24 protein-coding genes and 1 tRNA gene are annotated in these 20,571 nt (G+C 63.5%); 12 read left to right on the top strand and 13 right to left on the bottom strand.

Translation table 11 applies throughout. The annotated features are described in order from the left end of the window. Window positions 1-48: 48 nt before the first annotated feature. The 4 genes from aspS (at window position 49) to mltG (ending at window position 4,744) form a co-directional block, all read left to right on the top strand. Window positions 49-1,833, top strand: coding sequence for an aspartate--tRNA ligase (aspS, locus tag L284_RS42910; RefSeq protein WP_021235606.1), 1,785 nt, complete (start codon window positions 49-51; stop codon window positions 1,831-1,833). Window positions 1,834-2,068: 235 nt separating this feature from the next. Continuing rightward, complete coding sequence (locus L284_RS42905) at window positions 2,069-2,305, top strand: acyl carrier protein (RefSeq protein ID WP_007013838.1); 237 nt, start codon at window positions 2,069-2,071, stop codon at window positions 2,303-2,305. Between the two features lie 185 nt (window positions 2,306-2,490). Further along, entirely contained in the window at window positions 2,491-3,750 is a 1,260-nt protein-coding gene (gene fabF, locus L284_RS42900; protein ID WP_021235605.1) for a beta-ketoacyl-ACP synthase II, read from the top strand. Window positions 3,751-3,769: 19 nt separating this feature from the next. Beyond that, window positions 3,770-4,744 (top strand): endolytic transglycosylase MltG, encoded by a 975-nt coding sequence (gene mltG / locus L284_RS42895; protein WP_021235604.1) that lies wholly within the window; start codon window positions 3,770-3,772, stop codon window positions 4,742-4,744. Window positions 4,745-4,758: 14 nt separating this feature from the next. Here mltG and L284_RS42890 read toward each other — a convergent pair whose 3' ends face one another. Further along, the gene (locus tag L284_RS42890) at window positions 4,759-5,169 is read right to left on the bottom strand and encodes a hypothetical protein (RefSeq protein WP_021235603.1); all 411 of its coding nucleotides are present in this window, start codon (window positions 5,167-5,169) and stop codon (window positions 4,759-4,761) included. 108 nt (window positions 5,170-5,277) lie between these two features. Here L284_RS42890 and L284_RS42885 point away from each other — a divergent pair, with 108 nt between their 5' ends. Both L284_RS42885 and L284_RS42880 read left to right on the top strand, forming a co-directional pair. Further along, window positions 5,278-5,820, top strand: a complete 543-nt coding sequence (locus tag L284_RS42885; RefSeq protein WP_021235602.1) for a 2'-5' RNA ligase family protein — start codon at window positions 5,278-5,280, stop codon at window positions 5,818-5,820. A 108-nt stretch (window positions 5,821-5,928) separates the two neighbouring features. Next, window positions 5,929-6,005, top strand: a tRNA-Met gene (locus L284_RS42880). Window positions 6,006-6,095: 90 nt separating this feature from the next. Here the strand turns inward: L284_RS42880 and L284_RS42875 are convergent. The 12 genes from L284_RS42875 to L284_RS42815 all read right to left on the bottom strand — a co-directional run bounded on the left by L284_RS42875 (window position 6,096) and on the right by L284_RS42815 (window position 15,738). Then, window positions 6,096-7,109: a tyrosine-type recombinase/integrase gene (locus L284_RS42875; RefSeq protein WP_021235601.1), complete on the bottom strand. Its 1,014-nt coding sequence runs from the start codon at window positions 7,107-7,109 to the stop codon at window positions 6,096-6,098. 174 nt (window positions 7,110-7,283) lie between these two features. After that, a complete protein-coding gene (locus L284_RS42870) occupies window positions 7,284-8,309 on the bottom strand; it encodes a phage Gp37/Gp68 family protein (protein WP_021235600.1) in 1,026 nt (341 codons plus the stop codon). Then, window positions 8,302-9,117 (bottom strand): hypothetical protein, encoded by an 816-nt coding sequence (locus tag L284_RS42865; protein WP_021235599.1) that lies wholly within the window; start codon window positions 9,115-9,117, stop codon window positions 8,302-8,304. The genes L284_RS42870 and L284_RS42865 overlap by 8 nt, the downstream gene beginning before the upstream one ends. Then, window positions 9,110-9,550 (bottom strand): hypothetical protein, encoded by a 441-nt coding sequence (locus L284_RS42860; protein WP_021235598.1) that lies wholly within the window; start codon window positions 9,548-9,550, stop codon window positions 9,110-9,112. Before L284_RS42860 ends, L284_RS42865 begins: the two co-directional genes overlap by 8 nt. Next, the gene (locus tag L284_RS42855) at window positions 9,543-9,731 is read right to left on the bottom strand and encodes a hypothetical protein (RefSeq protein WP_021235597.1); all 189 of its coding nucleotides are present in this window, start codon (window positions 9,729-9,731) and stop codon (window positions 9,543-9,545) included. Before L284_RS42855 ends, L284_RS42860 begins: the two co-directional genes overlap by 8 nt. Further along, a complete protein-coding gene (locus L284_RS42850) occupies window positions 9,728-10,471 on the bottom strand; it encodes a DNA methyltransferase (protein WP_021235596.1) in 744 nt (247 codons plus the stop codon). The genes L284_RS42855 and L284_RS42850 overlap by 4 nt, the downstream gene beginning before the upstream one ends. Next, window positions 10,468-12,225, bottom strand: coding sequence for a DNA cytosine methyltransferase (locus L284_RS42845; RefSeq protein WP_021235595.1), 1,758 nt, complete (start codon window positions 12,223-12,225; stop codon window positions 10,468-10,470). Before L284_RS42845 ends, L284_RS42850 begins: the two co-directional genes overlap by 4 nt. A gap of 200 nt (window positions 12,226-12,425) precedes the next feature. Next, window positions 12,426-13,355: a DUF2303 family protein gene (locus L284_RS42840; RefSeq protein WP_021235594.1), complete on the bottom strand. Its 930-nt coding sequence runs from the start codon at window positions 13,353-13,355 to the stop codon at window positions 12,426-12,428. A 17-nt stretch (window positions 13,356-13,372) separates the two neighbouring features. After that, a complete protein-coding gene (locus L284_RS42835) occupies window positions 13,373-13,792 on the bottom strand; it encodes a hypothetical protein (RefSeq protein WP_021235593.1) in 420 nt (139 codons plus the stop codon). 22 nt (window positions 13,793-13,814) lie between these two features. Then, window positions 13,815-14,009, bottom strand: coding sequence for a hypothetical protein (locus L284_RS42830; RefSeq protein ID WP_021235592.1), 195 nt, complete (start codon window positions 14,007-14,009; stop codon window positions 13,815-13,817). After that, on the bottom strand, window positions 14,006-14,551 hold the full coding sequence (locus L284_RS42825) for a hypothetical protein (RefSeq protein WP_021235591.1): 546 nt from the start codon (window positions 14,549-14,551) through the stop codon (window positions 14,006-14,008). The genes L284_RS42830 and L284_RS42825 overlap by 4 nt, the downstream gene beginning before the upstream one ends. Before the next feature lie 599 nt (window positions 14,552-15,150). Further along, on the bottom strand, window positions 15,151-15,738 hold the full coding sequence (locus L284_RS42815; protein WP_021235589.1) for a LexA family protein: 588 nt from the start codon (window positions 15,736-15,738) through the stop codon (window positions 15,151-15,153). A gap of 93 nt (window positions 15,739-15,831) precedes the next feature. On the opposite strand from L284_RS42815, the gene L284_RS48430 reads away from it, so the two are divergent. The 6 genes from L284_RS48430 to L284_RS42785 all read left to right on the top strand — a co-directional run bounded on the left by L284_RS48430 (window position 15,832) and on the right by L284_RS42785 (window position 20,453). Continuing rightward, window positions 15,832-16,104 (top strand): carph-isopro domain-containing protein, encoded by a 273-nt coding sequence (locus L284_RS48430; RefSeq protein ID WP_021235588.1) that lies wholly within the window; start codon window positions 15,832-15,834, stop codon window positions 16,102-16,104. Further along, window positions 16,101-16,571, top strand: a complete 471-nt coding sequence (locus L284_RS42805) for a phage regulatory CII family protein (protein WP_021235587.1) — start codon at window positions 16,101-16,103, stop codon at window positions 16,569-16,571. Before L284_RS48430 ends, L284_RS42805 begins: the two co-directional genes overlap by 4 nt. A gap of 2 nt (window positions 16,572-16,573) precedes the next feature. Beyond that, window positions 16,574-17,107, top strand: coding sequence for a hypothetical protein (locus L284_RS42800; RefSeq protein ID WP_021235586.1), 534 nt, complete (start codon window positions 16,574-16,576; stop codon window positions 17,105-17,107). Between the two features lie 94 nt (window positions 17,108-17,201). Continuing rightward, the gene (locus L284_RS42795) at window positions 17,202-17,966 is read left to right on the top strand and encodes a hypothetical protein (RefSeq protein WP_021235584.1); all 765 of its coding nucleotides are present in this window, start codon (window positions 17,202-17,204) and stop codon (window positions 17,964-17,966) included. Further along, entirely contained in the window at window positions 17,956-18,549 is a 594-nt protein-coding gene (locus L284_RS42790; protein WP_152524753.1) for a hypothetical protein, read from the top strand. The genes L284_RS42795 and L284_RS42790 overlap by 11 nt, the downstream gene beginning before the upstream one ends. After that, window positions 18,546-20,453: a DNA primase family protein gene (locus tag L284_RS42785; RefSeq protein ID WP_152524752.1), complete on the top strand. Its 1,908-nt coding sequence runs from the start codon at window positions 18,546-18,548 to the stop codon at window positions 20,451-20,453. The genes L284_RS42790 and L284_RS42785 overlap by 4 nt, the downstream gene beginning before the upstream one ends. Window positions 20,454-20,571 lie beyond the last annotated feature (118 nt).

Raw genomic sequence — 20,571 nt, 5'->3', positions numbered from 1 at the left:
GGGCACGGCTTGCAATTCCATTCAGCCGAGAAGAAGCCCGAGCCCGCCATGACTCATCCTTATCGCTCCCACACCTGCGGCGCCCTGACCGCCGCCGAGGTTGGCCAGACCGTTCGCCTCTCGGGTTGGGTGCATCGCAAGCGCGATCACGGCGGCGTCCTTTTCGTCGATCTGCGCGACCATTACGGCATGACCCAGGTCGTCGCCGATACCGACAGCACGGCGCTTGAGCTGCTCGATTCGCTTCGCGTCGAATCGGTCGTGACGATCGAGGGCGTGGTGAAGGCCCGCACCGATGCCACCGTGAACGCGAACCTGGCGACCGGCGCGATCGAGGTCTACGCCCGCTCCGCCACGGTGATCAGCCGTGCCGAGGAGCTGCCGATGCCGGTAGCGGGCGAGCAGGAGTATCCCGAGGATATTCGGCTGCGCTACCGCTTCCTCGACCTGCGTCGCGACACGCTGCACGCCAACATCGTCAAGCGCACCAAGATCATCTCGGACATGCGCCGCAAGATGGAAGGCATCGGCTTCACCGAATATTCGACGCCGATCCTCACCGCCTCCAGCCCCGAAGGCGCGCGCGACTTCCTGGTGCCGAGCCGCATCCACCCCGGCAAGTTCTATGCGCTGCCGCAGGCGCCGCAGCAGTACAAGCAGCTGCTGATGGTCGCCGGTTTCGACCGCTACTTCCAGATCGCCCCCTGCTTCCGCGACGAAGACCCGCGTGCAGACCGCTTGCCGGGCGAGTTCTACCAGCTCGACCTCGAAATGAGCTTCGTAACCCAGGAAGAAGTCTGGGAAACCATGGAGCCGGTGCTCCAGAGCGTCTTCGCCGACTTCGCCGAGGGCAAGCCGGTGACGCCCGCCGGTAAATTCCGCCGCATCCCGCACGCCCAGTCGATGCTCGACTACGGTTCGGACAAGCCGGACCTGCGCAACCCCCTGATCATCAAGGACGTGACCGAGCACTTCGTCGAATCAGGCTTCGGCATCTTCGCCGGCATCGTCGCCAATGGCGGCGTGATCCGTGCGATCCCGGCTCCGGGCGCGGGCGCCGGCAGCCGCAAGTTCTTCGACGAGATGAACGTCTGGGCGCGCGGCGAAGGCTACTCCGGCCTCGGCTACATCAATATCAAGGACGGCGTCCCCGGCGGCCCGATCGCCAAGAACCATGGCGAAGAAAAGACCGCCGCGCTGATCGCGGCGCTGGGCCTCGGCCCGAACGACGGCGTGTTCTTCGCTGCCGGCAAGGAAGAGCAGGCCGCCAAGCTGGCGGGTCTCGCCCGGATCCGCACCGGCGAGCAGCTCGACCTGATCGACAAGGACCGCTTCGAGCTGTGCTGGATCGTCGACTTCCCGTTCTTCGAATGGGACGAGGACAACAAGAAGGTCGACTTCGCGCACAACCCGTTCTCGATGCCGCAGGGCGGCATGGAAGCGCTGGAAGGCCAGGATCCGCTGACGATCAAGGCGTTCCAGTACGACCTCGTCTGCAACGGCTACGAAATCGCCTCGGGCTCGATCCGCAACCAGTCGCCGGAGCTGATGGTCAAAGCGTTCGAGATGGTAGGCCTGACCAAGCAGGACGTGGAAGATCGCTTTGGCGGCCTTTACCGCGCCTTCCAGTACGGCGCACCGCCGCATGGCGGCATGGCGGCTGGTGTTGACCGCATCGTCATGCTTCTTTGCGGTGCGCAGAACTTGCGCGAAATCACGCTGTTCCCGATGAACCAGCGCGCCGAAGACCTGCTGATGGGCGCGCCGAGCCCGGCGGAATCGAAGCAGCTGCGCGAACTGCACATGCGGGTGGTGGAACCCCAGAAGGGTTAAAACGTCGTTGCAGTCTGTGGCGGAGCCGTTATTCCGCCGGACTGTCATCTCGCACCGGCCCTGGAGCCCGTTCGGAAACGAATATGGGAACACGGGGCCGGGACGTGGGTAAATCGGGCCATGGCGCTTCGGCGCCGTGTCCTATCTTGTGTGCGAGGCTTGCCAGCGCGCTGCCCAGTCTTTAGGGCGGCAGGCGAGATTCCACACCTCGCGAATTTTTGAAGGGGTTTATTCAATGAGCGATACCGCCGATCGGGTTAAGAAGATCGTCGTCGAACACCTGGGCGTCGAAGCCGACAAGGTGACGGAAGAAGCAAGCTTCATTGACGATCTGGGCGCTGACTCGCTCGACATCGTCGAGCTGGTCATGGCGTTCGAAGAAGAATTCGGCGTCGAAATCCCCGACGACGCTGCCGAGAAGATCAGCACCGTCTCGGATGCCATCAAGTACATCGAAGAGAACAAGGGCTGAGCCCCGCTTTTCGGCTACTCTCGCGACTTTCGGCCTCGGGCCGGGTCGCGAGCGGCTGTGATCCGGTTCATAACCGGATTGAACTCGACAGGCTCGACCTCTAAGGGGGCGGGCCTGTTGCCGTTTCTGCGGGCTGGTTTGCGCCAGCCGCATGTTCGGCCAAATTGCTTTTTCGGAGAGCATGAATGCGTCGTGTTGTCGTCACTGGACTTGGTCTTGTCACCCCGCTTGGGGCTGACGTCGAGACCGCCTGGGCCAACATCCTTGCGAGCAAGAGCGGGGCAGGCCCGATCACCCGCTTCGATGCCTCGGACCAGAAGTGCCAGATCGCCTGCGAAGTGAAGCCGGCCGACCACGAGTATGGCTTCGATCCCAACAAGCGCGTCGACCACAAGGTCCAGCGCCAGGTCGATCCCTTCATCGTCTACGGCATCGATGCCGCCGGCCAGGCGCTGGAAGACGCCGGGCTCACCGACATGAGCGAGGAAGACAAGCTCATGACCGGCTGCTCGATCGGTTCGGGCATCGGCGGTCTGCCGGGTATCGAAAGCGAATCGCTGGTGCTCGCCGAAAAGGGACCGAGCCGCGTATCGCCGCACTTCGTGCACGGCCGCCTCATCAACCTGATCTCGGGTCAGGTCTCGATCAAGTACGGCCTCAAGGGGCCGAACCACGCGGTGGTCACCGCCTGCTCGACCGGCGCTCACTCGATCGGCGATGCCGCGCGCATGATCAAGGACGGCGATGCCGACATCATGCTGGCCGGCGGTGCCGAATCGACCGTCTGCCCGATCGGCATTGCCGGCTTCGCACAGGCCCGCGCGCTCAACAGCAGCTTCAACGACCGTCCCGAACAGGCCAGCCGTCCCTACGACAAGGATCGTGACGGCTTCGTCATGGGTGAGGGCGCCGGCGTTCTCGTGCTGGAAGAGTACGAACACGCCAAGGCGCGGGGCGCCAAGATCTACTGCGAAGTCATCGGCTACGGCCTGTCGGGCGATGCCTTCCACGTCACCGCTCCGGAGCCTACTGGCGACGGTGCCTATCGCTCGATGCAGATGGCGCTGAAGAAGGCCGGCATGACTCCGGCCGACATCGACTACATCAACGCCCACGGCACTTCGACGATGGCCGACACCATCGAACTCGGCGCCGTGCGCCGCCTGTTCGGCGATGCCATCGGCGGTGTCTCGATGAGCTCCACCAAGTCGGCCATCGGCCACCTTCTGGGCGGTGCCGGTGCGGTCGAATCGATCTTCTGCATCCTGGCGCTGCGCGACCAGATCGTTCCGCCCACGCTCAACCTCGACAACCCGGACGAGGGTTGCGAGGGCGTGGACCTGGTGCCGCATGTCGCCAAGAAGCGTGAAGTGCGCGCGGTGCTGAACAACTCGTTCGGCTTCGGCGGTACAAACGCCAGCCTGGTGATGCGCAAGATCGACTGATCGAGAAGGACTGAAGGCGATGATGTCGCGGCGCAACTGGATACTCGTCGCGGCCATCGGCCTTGCGGCCGTCATCGCCTTGTGGTCCTTCGTGGGCGGCTGGTACGGTTCCGGCCCCCTGAAGGAAGACCGCCATTTCCTGGTGCCTGCCGGTGCCAGCCTCTCTGCGGTTGCGGAGCGACTGGAAAAGCAGGGCGTCGTGCGCAGCGCGCAGGGCTTCACGTTGCGGGCGCGCATATTCGGCGGTAGCGGCGCGATCAAGGCAGGCGAGTTCGCCATTCCCGCCCATGCCAGCGCATCCCGCGTACTTGCGATCCTGTCCAGCGACGAGATGGTCCGTCGCTTCGTGATGGTGCCGGAAGGCATGCCGTCGATCATGGTCTACGAACGCCTCAAGGCGCAGGAGCATCTGAGCGGCGAGATCTCGACACCGAACGAGGGGTCCGTCCTTCCCGATAGCTACGCTTACGAGAATGGCGAGCCCCGCGCCGCCGTCCTGCGGCGCATGCAGGCTGCCATGACGCAGACGCTCAAGGACCTTTGGGAGAAACGCGCGCCGGGGATCGCCGTCAAGACGCCCGAGCAGGCGCTCATCCTGGCCTCGATCGTCGAGAAGGAAACCGGCAAGCCGTCCGAACGCCGGACGGTGGCCGGGCTCTATTCGAACCGCGTGCGGATCGGCATGCCGCTCCAGGCCGATCCTACGATCATCTATCCGATCACCAAGGGCAAGCCGCTGGGACGGCGGATCCGCCAATCCGAAATTCGCGCGGTCAACGACTATAACACCTACACGATGAGCGGCCTGCCCAAGCACCCCATCACCAATCCGGGACGCGAATCCATTGCTGCGGTGCTCAACCCGGCCAAGACGGACGCGCTCTACATGGTGGCGGACGGCACCGGCGGGCACGTTTTCGCAGCGACCCTTGCCGAGCATAATGAGAACGTGAAGAAGTGGTTCGCCATCCGCCGCGAGAGGGGTGAAATCTGACGGAGCGAGGCGCGCTACGTGAGCGTGCCGTCCGCCTGCTTGCGGCGGGCGTAGATCGTCGAAGCAAGGGCAATCGTTACGATCAGCAGCGGAAACAGTGCCGCAGACGGCCCCTTCGCCGCCACGATATCGAAGCTCAGGAAAGTCCAGCCGAACTGCACGAAAACTGCGGCGAGGGACAAGGCGAAAAGCGCCCAGGCCCAGCGGCGGCGCATCAGGAGAACGACAGCGCCGATCGTGCCGCTGGCCACTGCGATCGCGTAGGCGGCCCAGACCCATCCCGGCATCTCGCGAAAGGCTTGAGCCTGGACTAGATCGTGCCGTGCGATCTCGTCGAGATCCGCAGTTGCCTGCATGAGATAGGCGACATCGCCCAGCAGGTTCCACAAGAGGATGAGAACGGCGACGATCCGGAACTTCGGCATGTTCTCGGTCCTTTTTCCATGACGATGGAACCGCCGATCCTTGCCCTGCGGACATTCCCTTGGCAATCGATCTGGCGGAGGAGCGCACGGAAATGAAGGAGCAGGCGCATGAACCGCCGGGATGAAGTTCTTTCACCGAACCGCAAGCCGGGCGCGCCGCTGCTGATCACCGCCGAGCTCCCGGCGGATATCCTCGAATGGGCCGACAGTCTGCGCCGCGCCCACTACCCGCCCGAGAGGAACCGCCTTCGCGCGCATGTGACATTGTTCCACGCGCTTCCGCCTGGCGTGGAGGACGAACTCTTGCAGATCCTCGGCTACTTGGCCCGCAGCAAACCCCCCGAGGCGCGGATATCAGGGCTGATGAAGCTGGGCGGAGGCACCGCCATCGCGATCGAATCGCCGGAAATGACCGACATGCACGTGGAGATCTCCGAGCGGATGCATGGCCTGCTGACGGATCAGGACAGCCGGCCGCTCAAGCTGCATATCACTATCCAGAACAAAGTGGACGCCGCCGCCGCGCGCGTTTTGCAACAGCAACTTGGGCCGCAACTCCGCCTCACGCGCTTTCGCTTTCGGGGTTTCGGCCTCTATGCCTGGGAGGGTGGATTGTGGCGGCCGATTCGCTCGGTATCTTTTCGAGGGTGAACGCATTTTTGGGTGTTGACCGATGCCAACCTTGCCCCTAGAGGACGCGACCTGCCCGGCAGCGATGTAGGGCACCGGATCAAGCCTCCCACGCGGCGGCCATGGTTTGGCGGAGTAGCTCAGCTGGTTAGAGCAGCGGAATCATAATCCGCGTGTCGGGGGTTCGAGTCCCTCCTCCGCTACCAAAAACCCTCATAATATCAGTGGTTTACGGTCGGCCCTTTGGGGCCTTTTTACGGTCCGCAAGAGCCGGTTTACAAACTACTGTAAACTTTTCAGGCGGACAGGCGCTCGGCAAGGCTGATGATGACCCGAGCTTCGTCGACATAGCGCGCACGAATTTCGGCGATCCGCTTAGCGGTCCAACCGATGATCTTGGCGATCTCCTCGTCAGTAAGTCCCTTGATCGCGAGCTTGGTCACGAACGTGCCGCGCAGGTCGTGGATCACGCGATCAAAGCCTTCCGGCTTGCGGCGCTGCCAGACTGTTTCGAGCCCACTTTCCGTCCAGGCGGTCTTCCGGCTGTTCTTCAGGACCGTGCCGCTTCGCTCGTCTTTGCGACCGTCCAGCCATTTGCGTAGATCGTCATAGATCGGGATAACTGCACGGCCGCCGCGCTTGCCGGTCTTTTCGACGATGATGGCCTTTTCGCCTACGCACTTCCAATCAAGTCGAATCAGGTCGCCGAGTCGGAGGCCCGTCAGCTGGGCCAGCTCCAGCGCATCCATGATGTGCGCCGGGAAGTCTTTTTCCGCGCGAACAGCCTGCCAGTGCCGGTCCTCCCAGACTTGATCTGCCTTGTTTACGTGGTGCAGCTGCTTGATGCCGGCAGCAACGTTGATCTCGATCTTGCCGTTCTCGACAGCCCAGCCCAGCAGTGTCGCCATCATGACGGACGCCTTGTCGGCCGTCCGGGGCTGGTCCTGCCACAGATCACGCCATTCGATGATGTCGCCGCGCATGCGCCGATCCTCGAAAGCGGAGAGAGGGGTGTTGCCGAATCGCTCGGATATGCGGGTCAGCCAGCGGCGGTAGTCCCGCTTCGTGCTGTCCTTCTTGGTCGTGAAGTCAGGGCTGGCCTCATAGCCTGCGATGATCGCGTCGATATCGTCCTCGGATTGTCCGCCGAAGCTGTCCTGCAAGGCGCGTTGCTGAGCGCCGAGGATATCGGGCGTGATGACTGGCCGCGCACCGTCCTGCTGGTAGATGCAGGGGCCGCCGCGCCAGGCGTAGACGTACCAGCGCTGGCCCGCCTTCCGGGTTTTGCTAACGACGTGCAGTCCGCTCACGATTCTGGTCCTTCGCCTTCCAGGCGTCATATGCATTCCCTGCCGTTGCCGCAGGGGGGTGGATAGTCACGCCGTCGCCCCGGATGTCAACGGAGCCGATCGGCAGGCCATAGTCCCGGAACAGGTCCAGCACGCGCCGGACCTCGCTTTCCGGCACTAGGCGGCGTTTTGTCGTCATGGGTGGTGTGCCTCCGGGTATCCGTCGTGCTGGACGCCATCGAGCAGGCGGCCAGCGGCTTTCTTCCCGACACGGGCCATCAGATGATGGTCGGGGAAGACATGGCAGCGATCGCCTCTCCTCAGCCGAAGGTTGGCGGGGGTATCTTCTTCCAGATGATCGCCTGCGGGCACGTACTCGCCCCACTGCTTGAACAGGAACGGGACGCCTGCCTCCTCACACTGATCGCGCAGGCTGCGCGCCCAGCCCGGGTGCATCGGTCGCGCATGCGACCCGCTTTCACCTCCAACAATGACCCAATCCAGTGTTCGCACGTCGCACGAAACCGATGCAGGTTCGCCGTCGTCAGCATACGGGCCATGATCCGTCACGATCTGAACAGCCTGATTCCACGGGCACTCCTCCCGGCGCGGTATATCGGTTCTGCTGCAACGGTTGCCGTAGCCTTCGCCGTCATCACAGCCTTGGCAGGTCTTATCAGGGTTTAGCCATGGCTCGATGTTCACCTCGCCCAGCAGCGGCTCCATGGACAGGAACCGGTAGCGCGGGCCATTCGTCTGCAGCAGCTTCGGAATGTCGCGGTCGGCTTCGACCTGGTTCACGATCGTGGCTCCCAGCCAGATGTTGCCGGGCCATCCTCCAGCAGCCTCGGCCATCTTAGCGGCATTGCCGATGCGCTTGGTCACCAGCAGCCAATCGAGGTGTGGCGTCTCACGGATCAGCTGGAACAGCTCGGCGCGCCACTCGGCAGGCACCTCGTTGTCGAACACGTCGGCGAGCGAGGCGCAGAACACGCGGTACCGGATTCCGGCCGCTTCGGCCTTTCGGTTCCAAGCGCGCGGCTGCTTCCACGTCGACTCAGCGGTATGGCGGCGATCTTCACCCGCGCCCCACTTAACGCCCATGCGGACGGTTGCGAGGTCGGCAGCGTAGCAGTTATCGCAGCCGGGGCCGACCTTGGTGCAGCCGATCCACGGGTTGAAGGTGTGGTGGGTCCACTCGATTGCGCTGTTCTCAGCCATTTGCGGTCTCCGCATCGATGTTGCCGCGATGCACGTCGAAGCTGACGGCCACGATCCAGGGGTTGTCCTGCCAGCGGGCGCCCTCGGCGGTGTGGAGGCTGTCCCAAAGAGTGGAATAGCTGCGCCGTGCTGGGGTCCGGGGATCGGTCATGTTGAATCCGGGGCCGCCGCTGTAGTCGCGCCAAGCCTGCCCACCGATGCAGGCAAATCCTTCGATACCCTCGGCCTTTGCATCAGCCTCGCTGCACTCCTGGAGGCGCTGCACTCGAACGTCGGTGACTGCCAGCCAGAGCCGCGAAGTCGAGCGAGGCGCGTGGATAGCGGGCACCCATGGGCCTGCGAAGGTCAGATCATCATCGCAAGTTGCGAAATTCTTCCGATCGCGCTTGCCTCTTCCATAGATCGACAGGTCGCCCCAGCCACCGGCGTCCGGCTCGTTGGGCACGTTTTCGGCGTCTTCGTCTTCCCTATCGATGGTCGCGCGATACTGAAACTGATCCTGACCGGATTTCCGTTCGATTGCGCGGCATGTCTCGCGTACATAAAGCTTATCGCCGACGGCGTAGGGCATGCCGATCGTCGTGCCAGTGGTTTGGTTCCAGATAGCAGCACGCTCGGGAACCGGTAACCGCTTGCCCTTGGCTATTGTGAAGACGCCCTCGCCGCCAGTAGCGGTTGCTTCCCAGCCCCCCATGTCGGGGCGGCTGAACTCCTTAGGGAGCTTGATCAACCGCCGCGTTTGCGTCTTGCGACCGGCGAGCAGCGCGACGACCATTGCTGCGCTGAAGATGATGCCTTTTTCAGCCATTGGCGACCTCCGCAGCGCGCGCTCGTAGGACAGCGGCACAGAGCGCAAGTGCCGGGGTGGCAGCCACAGCATCGAAGCCATCGGCCCACATCATCGCGGCGCCGCTGCCCTCATACTTATCGATGCGCGCGAGGCCCACTGGTTTGCCGGCCGCGTCCCAGATGGTTCGGGTCATGTGAAGGCAGCCCGCAGGAACAAGAGTCATCGCCGCGTCGAGGGACGCGGAGTATTGAAGCATGCCGATGGCGCCAAGCCACTGCCGATCTGCCAGGTTGCGGGTCCAATTCAGACGGGCGTATTGAGCGGCTGAATCTTCATTGCTGAACTTGTCTGGATACAGCGTCGCGAAGACTGCGCAGTCGATGTTGATGGCCCACGGGTGCGAGCCTTCACATACTCGCGCCAGCGATAGCAGTGCTTTCGCCCTATCCATGGAGATTTCCTTTCGCTCTTTGTTCGCGCTGGGTGTCGGCACGCGCGCGGATCTGATTTTGGGTGCGGTAGTGGTCGGCGTGGCCGATGAATCGAAAGGTGAAGAGGAAGGTGGCGCATGCCTCAGCGCGCTCCTCCACCGTTTGGTTCGTCCAGTCGGTTGCCGGATCGAGAAGGTTCATGCTGCCCCCATCGAGACAGCGTCCTCGATGCGGCGGCAGGCGGTTTCGAAATGCGCGGGATTGCGCTCGATGCCGACGAACCTCTTGCCGGCGCGTATGGCCGCCACGCCTGTCGAGCCAGTGCCCATGAAGGGATCGCAGACCGATTCCCCGGCGACGTTCCGGATGATCTTGTCCATAACGGCGTCGGGCTTGACGGTCGGATGTCCGTAGACCTTCGACGGCATGGACCCGGCGTTGATCCAGCGATGCATATCGTGGTGGTCGCCAACCGGGGCGAACCCTTGGTTCCAGGCGTGAATGTAGGGCTCGATGTCGGCCAGGTAGTGCTTGTTCCGGTGTGGCGCCGGGTTCGGCTTGATCCACGCCAGCAGCGCTGCCCGCCGGAATTTCGGCCGGAGAGCGGCGAACATGTCGGCGACAAGCAGCGCGTCAAAGTCGTTCAGCTCGTCTTCGACGATAGCCGGGATCAGGTCGCCGAGCTGGTCATTGTGGCAGAAGATGACGACTGCGCCGCAAAGCTCCGGGCTCACGATGGCATGATCGAACCCGCGATCGAGCCCCTCGGTAACGATCTGGTCGCTCGCGCCCCTGGCAGCACGATAGGCTCCGCCGCCGGAGTTGTTGAACAGGTAGGGTGGGTCCATGACGTCGGCGTCGTGGAAGCCAAGCGTGGGGCGGATCTCGTAAGCGTCGCCGAGGTAGAGGGTGGCGGCTCCGATCTTAACGATGTGGCTCATGCCGCTCGGGCCTCCCGCTCGGCGATCTCGTCCGCCATGTTGGCGCGCACCAGCGCATCAGACATCGGCGGGGGCACGCTGTTCCCGCACTTGGCGACTTGGGCCGTCTTCGTGATCGGCTTACCGTGCGCGTCCGTCTCGATTTGGTAGTCGGCGGGGAAGCCCTGCGCGTTGAACAGCTCGCGCGGCGAGAGCATGCGCATGCCGATATCGACGATGACGTATTCTTCGCCCTCGATCATCACCGTGACGAGGCCAAAGCGGTCCTGAACCGTCACAGTGCCAAGCGGGCTACCGAGGCCATGGCCGTCTTGCTCGTTGCCGTAGTACTTTATCAGGAAGGCGCGGACCTCGCCCATGTGGGTGCCGCCGGCGCTGACCGTGTGCAACGGCTCCTCGACGCTTGAACCGTCGCGGCAGGTTCCGCGCAGCTTGACGAGGTTGGAGGTCACGAGGCGCTGTTGGCTGCCGCTGGTCGCGACAGTGGACAGCGGCGCATCGGCAGCCCGCCCGGCAAGGTTCTCGTTGTTCGGTCCGCCGTTCGCCTGCTCCAGATGCGCGCAGACCACAGCGTGCCGCGGGGCGCCCGCCATGACTGTATGCAGCGGCTCGGAGGGATCTACGCCCTGACCGTTCTGCGCGAACTTCTGCATGAAGGCGCACACGGCGGCCGTCTTGCCTCCACCGCCGGCCGTGACTGTCGGAAGGGGCTCTTGCGGGTCGGCCCCCGCGCTCTTACCGAATTGCCGCTCAAGGACGGCGGCCACCACGCCGAGCGGTGCGCTGCCGCCCGGCCGCTTCACGAAGCTGTTCGCGGTGACGGTGTGCAGCGGTTCGTCGACGGCATGGCCGATCGCGCCGGAACGAAACTTCGTCACGTGCGGCATGACGACAGCCATTTCGCCACCCTTGGCCGTCGTGATTGTCCGCAGGGGTTCATTGCCCGGATAGAAGCGGTCGCCCGCCCAATTCGTGTTGCAAATAGGCACAATGAACGGTGCCGGGTTGTTGACCACGAACTTCATGATTCCGTGCGCGATGCGACGCAGGGTCTTTTCGGCCAGCGGCTTCTTGCGTTCGAAGATCGACGGGCACGGTATCGACCAGTCGATGATCTCTGCCGCTGTGCGCCATGGCTTGCGCTTGCCGCTCAGAACCTCGGGCGAGCCGGGCTTGCCGTGCGTCGGCTCCGGCCAGACGATCGGCTTGCCATCGCAGCGGGCGATCATGAAGAAACGCTTTCGGATCGTCGGCGCGCCGTAGTCGCAGGCGCGCAGCTCCTTCCACTGGATTTTGTAGCCCGCCTTGCGCAGCTCGCGCTGCCACTTGTCGAAGGTCTCGCCCGCGCGTTCCTTGATCGGGAAGCCCTTATCGCAGAGCGGGCCCCAGGTGCGGAACTCTTCGACGTTCTCCAGCAGGATCAGCGAGGGCCGGACGCGCTGCGCCCAGAGCACCACTACCCATGCGAGGTCACGGATCGACTTCTCCCGGGGCTTGCCGCCCTTCGCCTTGCTGAAATGTTTGCAGTCCGGCGAGAACCACGCGAGGTCGACGGGCTGCCCGCCGGTCACTTCCTTCGGGTCGATCTGCCAAATGTTGTTCCTGATGTGCCGTGTGCCAGGGTGATTGGCCTCGTGCATGCGGATCGCCTCTTCGTCGTGGTTGATGGCGATATCCACGGCGCGGCCGAGCGCGGCCTCAATGCCGGTCGATGCTCCGCCGCCGCCGGCGAAATTGTCTACGATAAGACCCATGTGGGTTGCTCCAGGAAGCTGCGCTTATCCTCGCCCCCGCCGCAGGCGGCAGGGGTCCGGTAAGGACAGGTTTGTGAATGGGAGGGCTTCCCCACGCGGCCCTCTGCGCGTCCTGAATTCCGCGGGATTGCGGTTGGGGAGGGAATGCGGGGGACCAGAATTCCTTTCCGTTTCACATTCCCTGCGAAGTCGGATCGGCGTCAGGCCTCGGCGGCGCCGACGAACAGCGGCAGGCCGGTCTGTTCCTTGACCTGCTCACATGCGGCGGCAAAGGCCTGCTCGAAGGCCAGGTCGGCGCGCCAGAGTTCGTACCAGAACACGACGCCGCCGGGCGCCTTGCGGTAGCGAAGACGCGCCAGCAGGCGGAAATAGTCCGGCGAGCGGGCGAAGACCGGGATCGTGATCATGAACAGGTTCGGGATGTTGAGCGGCTTGCCATCTGCATCGACGTGGGTGCTCTCGAACGTGAGCTGGCCTTCGCCGGTGGAAAGGTTGCGCGCTTCCTTGAGCACCGAATTCTCGTAGACCTGCAACCCGCGGGCCAGCTCGATCAGCTTCGAGGGGCTCGCCATCTTGCCGTTGATGGCCGCCACGAACGCCTTCGCTTCATCGCTGGACGGCACGCCATCCGCGTCGATGTCAACGATGCGGTCTTCGAGAAACTGCGCGAAGTCCGACATGGCCATCGGCTCTTTGTCCTTGCCGTGCCAGGCCTTCCACTGATCGGAGAACGGGAAGGCGTATTCGGCGCGGTGGCGCAGATTCGCCCGGTCGCCGCCATCGGCCACGCTCTGGTGATAGTCGAAGATCGTCGTCAGCTTGGCGGTCGCCATGTCGTCGCGCGCGAACACCGCGCTCGCAGTATCCACCTTGAAGCGGTTGGTGTGCTCGATGAAGCTTTCGAGCGTGGTCCACTTCGCCGTGCCCACGCGCTCCATCGGCGCGAGGCGATACTTGTCGAAAGCGGCCGGATCGAGGGCGTGCACGCCGTTCGGGCTGACTACGACAATTGCGGTCGTGCCATCGCGGGGATCATGGATCTCCTGTGTGGTGACGTGCGTCAGCTCGCCAGCGGCCTCGACGGCTTCGCGGATCAGACCGCCCGCGTCCTTCGGGTTGATCTCAGACATCTACTCGTCTCCTTTGCTCAGACGTCGCGGACGGTGCGGGTCGGGGTGACGTCGCGGACCGTGCCGAAAAGATTGCCCTGGTTGGGCTTGTTGGGGGTGAAGCGGTTCTCGGGGGTGACCCAACCGATGGTGCGGCCGTGCTTCTCGCGCGGGGTCGCCAGCTTGATATCGGGGGTGAAGAAATAGACGCCGTCGTGCTCGCGATCGACTTCGATGGTCAGGGTGATCTTGCCCTTGACCTTCTTGCCGTCCTCGATCCCGCGCTCTTCCAGATCGGCGGCGAACGTCTTCAGTTTGTCCGCGCAATCCGCGTTGAACTGGCCGTCGTTGAGCATGAAGATCAGGTCGGTGAGCTGGGTGACCACCGGATAGCGGGACGAGCCGTCGGCGGCTTTTGTTTCGTCGATCAGGATTGACGCGGCATTCTCTTCGGCCATGTGCAGGCACTCCGATTGCGGATCAGGCCGGGGCCACGATCCAGAGGGTGAGGAAGATGAGGGCGAGGACGGGAAACAGGCACGCCAGGTAGATCACGTCGCCGCGCACCTCGGCGGGAGCTTCGCGCCAGAGTTCCGCCCAGGCGTCCAGGCTTCCACCGGCATCGCGCTCGGTCGTGGTTGCTGCGGGCGGGATGTGAAATATCGAGTGCATCATGCCGCGCGCCTCTCTTCGTGAGAGGGCATCACGACAGGGCGCAGCGACACGTCGAGAGCGCGGGAAATCGCCACCAGTTCGCGGGCGGCCTGGACAGTCGTTTCGGTGCGGTTCTGGTGCATCGCCCTGACCGCGCGCTCGGTGGCGTCGCGCAGTGCGGCGCACCATTCGAGCGCGCTGCACAGATCCGTTGCCAGCAGGCTGCGCGCGACATCGTCGGAGAAGACATGATCGTACTGCGGGCGTGCCCCGGCGTGCGGTATGTGGATCAGCGGTCGGCGGTACGACGCCAGAACGGCTTCGATCTGCAACGTATTCACGCCGCAGAGAACAGCGATGGCCTTCCATGGGGCGGTGCGCTGTTCGGCTTCGGCTTGCGTCCAGCGGCCCGTGTTGACCAGCCCCTTAGCCACACGTTCGCGGTGTGACAGAATGCGGGTGGCGATCGTGCGCAGTTCATCCGCGCTGATCGCCTGGCCTATGGACCATGCGACGATGCGGTCTCCCGCTCTGACGGCGCCGGTGGCGCTTTGCGCGCTCACCGGCGCCGGCCCTTGGCGCGACCCGAGGGCTTGGTGGGGGACGTGGGCTGCTCGGTTTCGCGGAGATCAGCGAGTGGAACGGTGCGGTTCCCGCTCGCGATTTCTCGCGGAAATCGGTGACTAGTCAGGGATACCAGCACGTTGCCGTCGCCGTTGTCCCGCAAGATGCGGACGGGCTCAACTTTCGTGCCGTCGTCGAGAAAGCAATGTGAGCCAACTCGGGGGAATTCAGTGGGAACGGAAAGCATCTCCAACTCCATCAGGCCGGATGCCTGTTGGAGGTCGATATGCGATTGTCGCAGACATGCTGTCAACGGTAAAAATGCGATTATCGCAGAATGTGAATTTGGGCTACAAAACCGTCCTTTGTTGTTCTATTTTTGTTCCCATCGGCGATCTCGCCGTACTTCGATAGAGATTGGAGGTAATGATGCTGTTTTACCGCGTACGTCTGTATGGAAAGCCAAAGGGTCCGTGGCGCCCAGTGAAGCGCCAAGCAGAGCGTGACGCGTTAGAGTTGGGGCTAGGCGAATACGATGAGTGGGGGACCTTTTTTGTGAACGTCCCTGGCGAAATTGAGGAACTTCATCAGCGCTTTGTCACGTGCGGCGCATAGGCAAATCACTGTCTCGCAAACTGTAAGAGTAAACGCGGCCGACGACCTTAATTGGCTCGTCCCCTAGCAGAATTTCCCGGTGCGAATCATCGCTGGAACAAGGCACGAGGCGTGCCGGGTCTGCTTGAAACTCCTTGAACGTGGTTTCGCCGTCTGCATTTTCAATTACATATCTACGTCCGGGCCATAACGCTTTATCGTCTGGGTCGATTACGAGCATTGTCCCGTTGGGAACAATCAGATCCATCGAGTTCCCAACGACTGTTAGCGCATATGCGTTATGGGGGGTTTCAGGATCAGACACGGCCATTCTACGACCGCCCGTTTGGAGTGCGGCAGTGAACTTGCCCGCAGGCACCGATCCCAAAACGGGAACGGTTCTTATACGGGGCTCAAGGTCGGCCGGGTCCAGCACCCCTTGGATCGCCTGCATCTCATCGTAAGTGATCCTTCGGCCAACCTTTCCGAGTGATTTCGTCAGCTTGTTCTCGGCGATGCCGGTAGCCTCCGCGAGGTCACGAATAGACATATTGCGGGCATCAAGCTCGGCGCGGATTTGGGTCGGGGTCATAGCTGTTCCGTGCCGCCGTCTGCGATTATCGCAACTACTATTATCGCAGACTTTATGCTTGATTGAAGTCTGCGAATATCGCATATCACGAGCATGAACGCTCTCGCTAACACCGTGATAGACCATCTGGGCGGCAGTACAGCTGTGGCCAAGATGATCGAAGCCCCGCTCTCGACCGTCCATAGTTGGCGTAAGAACGGCATCCCTCAATCCCGGATGGCGCATCTGCGCCTCGCCGCGAAGGACGCGGGTCTCGAGCTTCCGGCTGACGTGAGCGAGCTTCAACATGGCTTGGATGATGCCGCGCCCTCGCGGCAGGGGTCCACTGGCGATTTCTCCAAAAAGTCCAGCGAGGTAGCGGCATGATTGCGCCAGACGTATTCGGCCGCCTCAAAGCAGCCGTCATCAGCGCTGTGAAAACGAGCGGGGGTAAGGAGGGCGCAGCCGCGACCGTCGAGAAAAGCCCATCGCTCACAGGTTCGTGGCGCAATCCCAACGATACCGCTGTGCCTCGCGTCGATGACGCGTTCGCTTTGGATCAGGTAGCCGTAGTATTGGGCCATCGCCCTCCGATCCTTTCCGCGTACGCCGCCGAATTGGGGCATGTTGTTATCCCGGTTCCAGAAGAGCGTCCGCAAGACAGCGACATCAATGCAGCGCTGATCGATGCGAGCGCCGAGTTCGGCGACATCGCTACGGAAATCCGTGAGGCAACCCGCGACCACAAGGTGTGTGCGCGGGATCGCGACCGCATCGCCGTCCAGATTGACGAGGCGATGGCATCGCTGGCGCGCCTGCGCCTTGTCGTCAACGCGATCGCAAAAGGAGAGTAGCTGTGATCGGGGGGATTGAGCGCGAAGCCGCGCGTTATCGCATCGGACCGCTGACGACCTATGCTGATCCCAGCGAACTGGAAGTGTGGATGCGCCGCGCAGAGCCCGGCGATGAAACCTGGTACGCGATCGGCCCCGCGCTTGGCGATAAGGCCGCAGCGCCGAAGCTTGCGCGCCGCCTCGCCGGTGATGGACTCGCCACGCTATTTCTGCGCCGGGTTGGCGGCGGTCTGCACTACATGATCCGCAAGCGCGCGCCAGCGGCGTCGGCCATATCGGCCTGTGGTCGGATCGCTGCCCCCGCGTCGACCGAGCGGGCGCTGTACGAAGTGCTTTGCCAGGTGGCCGACGACGGGCTGCCGCTTCCCAGCAATGAGGTGCTCGCCGAACGCGCAGGGCTGCCGGATCGGCACGCCGCCCGGTACCGCTTGAGCCTGCTTGTTGCTGCCGGTTTCGTACGGGTCGAGGCGGGCGCGGGGCGCCGTGTCGTGCAGATCGTTGCGACGGGCCAGCGAACGGCCGGGGGCAAAGCGTAATGGCTGGCCAGTCCGCCTTTGCCGGTTTGCTCGCCAGCCTGATGGGTGCGGCCATGGGCGTCATTGTCGTCCTGGTCCTCGGCGGCGTAGCGGGATGAACGCGCCTGCGCTCAGAGGGCGGGGCGTGCCGTCGCGGGCGGGCTGGTTCGGTGCCAGCGGCTATTCGACGGAAGTCGACAGTCTTGCCGACCCTCGTGCCTATGCGCAGCATCTCATCAGCTACCTTCGCGACGATTCAACCGTTCGGGCGCGTGTTGCCGATCGGTACGGAGCACGGTTGTCGATTGCCGAGATTGCGGCATTGCGGCTTGAGGCTGAGTTGTCGCGCGCGAGACGTGAACACGTCGTGCGGGTGGGCGAGCCCGAGGACTCGGACGAGTACGATTTCCGGGTGTCTGCTCGTCCGTTTCGCTGGCAGGACGAAGCTCTTGCCAAGCACGGCGACCCTGCTCAGCGAGAGGCAAGGGCACGCGAGGCAGCTGCAACCTTCGTGCGGACAACGCGGCACGTCAGCACTCCGAAATTGCTGGCCGCGATTGGAATGGTAATCGGTGTGCCAGCGTCCGACCTATGTGGCAGCGGAAAAGCGGCGCGCATCATGCGCGGTCGGAGCTTGGCCTATGCGGTGCTGCGCGGGCGCGGCAACACGTGGGCACGGGTTGCCGCGATGCTCGGCGACCGGACCCACGCAAGCGCAATGCATGGCGCGCGCCAGTTCTTCGATAAATGGATCCGTGAGCCGGATCTGCTTTCGGCCTGGCGGTCCCTGGCCCCCTCCGGCGTGGCATCGGCCGAGACCTTTGAGGAGATGGAAATTCAGGTTCGAGCCGGTCGATCCGGTGGGCGCGATGCTGAGTGACCTGGAGCGCGAGCTGCTCGTAGCTGCCGGTCGCCTGGGCATGCCGAACCTGCGCAAACTGGTGGCGATGGGGGCGAATCGGCGGTTCGTCGTTCGCCTTCATGGCGCGGGTCTGCTCGGGGTCGGGAAAGTCACTCTCGGTGGGGCGCGGTGGGAACCGGAGGGCCCGGACCAGCGCCTGCTCATCGGCGTTTGCGACGGTGGCGAACTGGTAGACGTGGTGGCCGTATCCAGCACCTGCCGGGATGAGTGGTCGCTGCGAACCGGCCTTGGCTGGGCGCTGGGCGCCGATGCGATCGACGAAGTTCACAAGGTTCTCGCCTCGGACATGGGCGAAAAGAAGAAGCGTGTTCGGCTTCGGCTGCACGCGACACCGTTCGACTGGCTGGCAGCCGGCGGCGAAGGCTTGTGCGTGCTCGACTGGTGCGCGGCCTCGCTCGCGGAGCTGCGAGGCCTTGGCGAGCGGGTGACATTGCAGGTTCCGCCGGGCGGCGCGGAACGGATCAAGGGCCTGTTGGCCTACGGCGGCCTTCCGCGCGTGAGCGACGGGGCCGATGGTTTCATGGGGAGAATTGCGGCGTGACTACTCGTAACCCGTTCGCGGGTGATGACGACGGTCCCACGCCCCCTGATCGCGAAGATGGTTCCGGACCGGGCGGTTCGGGCCTGTCATCGAGCGGGGGTGCGGGGGGTGCGGTTTCGACGATCCTGGGCGGGCGGATCCGTGCCACGATAGATCCCAAGTCCGATCTCGCCTGTGCGCGCATGGCGCTCACGGACCTGGGCAATGCTGAGCGATGGCTTGTGCGCTTCGGCGGCGATTTCCGCTTCTGCCCAGAGCTGGGATGGTTCTGGTGGGATACCCGCCGGTGGAAGCTCCTGTCCGAAGAGAAGGACACGGTGCCGGCGGAGTTGATGGAAAGCATGGCCATCACGGTCCGCGCGATCCGAAATGAGGCGGCGCTGGTGGCCGCGAGCGGTTACCCTGCGCCCTATCTCACCGAAAAAGAGATGCGGGAGCTGGAGAGCTGGGCCGACGCGCACGGCACGACATCGCGCGAGTTCTATTTGCGGGACGACGAAAGCGGGGAACGGGCCGAATGGCTTGAAGGCCTTGAGCCCATGGACGTCGTGATGGGCAAGACCCTGTGGAGCCATAAGGTGGCGGCCTGGGCAAAGTCCAGCGAGGCTGGCGCTATGCCGACCCGCATGCTGCGCTGGATCAAGGGCTTTCGGTCGGTCGTCGTGCGGCCGGAGGCATTCGATCAGGACAAGATGGCGATCAACGTGCTGAACGGCACGTTGCGCCTGGTGCGCGGGCCAGAGAAGAGATCGAACGCGGAAGTCGCTGCCGGCAAGAGCGAGTGGCGCACGGGAGGGTGGAAGCTCAAGAAATTCCCCCACAACCGCGACGACCTGATCACGAAGCTGGCGCCTGTGAAGTATCAGCCCAGCGCGCAATGCCCGGCATACGATGCGTTCGTACTGCGGGTTCAGCCAGATGAGGCTATGCGGCGGTTCCTGCACCAGTGGGGCGGCTACTCGATGACCGGTGACACTACCGAGCACAAGCTGGCGTTCTTCTACGGGGCAGGGCGTAACGGCAAGGGGACGTGGGTGGAGGCGGTCGCTTTCATGGCTGGCGACATCGCCGGTTCGATCGGCATTGAATCGCTGCTCGACAGCGGCGGCCAGCGGCGCGGCGATCAGGCGACACCAGATCTTGCCGAACTGCCCGGTGTTCGCCTGCTGCGCGTGTCCGAGCCGCAAAAGGGCATGAAGTTCAACGACGGCCTTATCAAGCAGCTCACCGGCGGCGATCCGGTGAAGGCGCGTCACCTCAACAAGGGGTTCTTCGAGTTCTTTCCCGATTTCAAGCTGACGATCAGCGGGAACACCAGGCCGATCGTGAAGGACGTGAGCCATGGCATGTGGGCCCGCATGCAGCTGGTGCCGTGGGACACGATCATCCCGGAAGACGAGATCGACCGGAGCCTGCCTGACAAGTTGAAGGCGGAGGCAAGCGGAATTCTCAACAGGTTGCTGGACGGCCTGCTGGACTGGCGCGAGAACGGTCTTATCATCCCGGAGCAGGTCAAGATGGCTACCCAGGCCTATCGAGACGCCAGCGACGAGCTGGGCCGCTTCCTCTCGCAGATATGCGAGATCAGCAAAGACACTGCCAACGTGCGCGCCGCCTCTGGCGAGTTGCACAAGCTCTACAAGGCGTGGAGCGACGTGGGCGGTGGATCGGGCTGGGGACCCAAGGGCTTCAAGGCCGCCATGGAGGACAAGGGTTTCAAGACCATCGTCTCCAATGGGGTCAAGTGGCTCGGGGTCCAGGTGCGCGCGGGTGTGACGCTGGAGGGCGTCGAGCGCGGCGAGTGGCCCGGAAGTGATGATGCCTTGGCCTTTGCCGGGGACAATCAGGGCGGCGATCTCGACGAAAACGACGTGCCGCCTGAGTGGCGTGACGACGGCCCATAACCGGCGCAATCCTAGGGGTTGCGTGGTCCCGCGCCCCCTTCGTCCCTTCCGCGTGGAAGTTTGCGGGATGGACAGGTTTTCAGGGGATGGAAGGGAAAAACTCAAGCGTTTCTGCGGG

The organism is Novosphingobium lindaniclasticum LE124, from assembly GCF_000445125.1.
Taxonomy (GTDB): Bacteria; Pseudomonadota; Alphaproteobacteria; order Sphingomonadales; family Sphingomonadaceae; genus Novosphingobium; species Novosphingobium lindaniclasticum.
This window is presented reverse-complemented; position numbering and strand designations above follow the sequence as displayed.

Coding starts and splice junctions, on each gene's coding strand:
- L284_RS48430 (WP_021235588.1), top strand. CDS start 15,832: ATGAACGCTCTCGCTAACACCGTGATAGACCATCTGGGCGGCAGTACA.
- L284_RS42850 (WP_021235596.1), bottom strand. CDS start 10,471: ATGAGCCACATCGTTAAGATCGGAGCCGCCACCCTCTACCTCGGCGAC.
- L284_RS42905 (WP_007013838.1), top strand. CDS start 2,069: ATGAGCGATACCGCCGATCGGGTTAAGAAGATCGTCGTCGAACACCTG.
- L284_RS42830 (WP_021235592.1), bottom strand. CDS start 14,009: ATGATGCACTCGATATTTCACATCCCGCCCGCAGCAACCACGACCGAG.
- L284_RS42890 (WP_021235603.1), bottom strand. CDS start 5,169: ATGCCGAAGTTCCGGATCGTCGCCGTTCTCATCCTCTTGTGGAACCTG.
- L284_RS42865 (WP_021235599.1), bottom strand. CDS start 9,117: ATGGCTGAAAAAGGCATCATCTTCAGCGCAGCAATGGTCGTCGCGCTG.
- L284_RS42885 (WP_021235602.1), top strand. CDS start 5,278: ATGAACCGCCGGGATGAAGTTCTTTCACCGAACCGCAAGCCGGGCGCG.
- L284_RS42835 (WP_021235593.1), bottom strand. CDS start 13,792: ATGGCCGAAGAGAATGCCGCGTCAATCCTGATCGACGAAACAAAAGCC.
- L284_RS42870 (WP_021235600.1), bottom strand. CDS start 8,309: ATGGCTGAGAACAGCGCAATCGAGTGGACCCACCACACCTTCAACCCG.
- fabF (WP_021235605.1), top strand. CDS start 2,491: ATGCGTCGTGTTGTCGTCACTGGACTTGGTCTTGTCACCCCGCTTGGG.
- L284_RS42790 (WP_152524753.1), top strand. CDS start 17,956: ATGCTGAGTGACCTGGAGCGCGAGCTGCTCGTAGCTGCCGGTCGCCTG.
- mltG (WP_021235604.1), top strand. CDS start 3,770: ATGATGTCGCGGCGCAACTGGATACTCGTCGCGGCCATCGGCCTTGCG.
- L284_RS42795 (WP_021235584.1), top strand. CDS start 17,202: ATGAACGCGCCTGCGCTCAGAGGGCGGGGCGTGCCGTCGCGGGCGGGC.
- L284_RS42845 (WP_021235595.1), bottom strand. CDS start 12,225: ATGGGTCTTATCGTAGACAATTTCGCCGGCGGCGGCGGAGCATCGACC.
- L284_RS42840 (WP_021235594.1), bottom strand. CDS start 13,355: ATGTCTGAGATCAACCCGAAGGACGCGGGCGGTCTGATCCGCGAAGCC.
- aspS (WP_021235606.1), top strand. CDS start 49: ATGACTCATCCTTATCGCTCCCACACCTGCGGCGCCCTGACCGCCGCC.
- L284_RS42860 (WP_021235598.1), bottom strand. CDS start 9,550: ATGGATAGGGCGAAAGCACTGCTATCGCTGGCGCGAGTATGTGAAGGC.
- L284_RS42815 (WP_021235589.1), bottom strand. CDS start 15,738: ATGACCCCGACCCAAATCCGCGCCGAGCTTGATGCCCGCAATATGTCT.
- L284_RS42855 (WP_021235597.1), bottom strand. CDS start 9,731: ATGAACCTTCTCGATCCGGCAACCGACTGGACGAACCAAACGGTGGAG.
- L284_RS42805 (WP_021235587.1), top strand. CDS start 16,101: ATGATTGCGCCAGACGTATTCGGCCGCCTCAAAGCAGCCGTCATCAGC.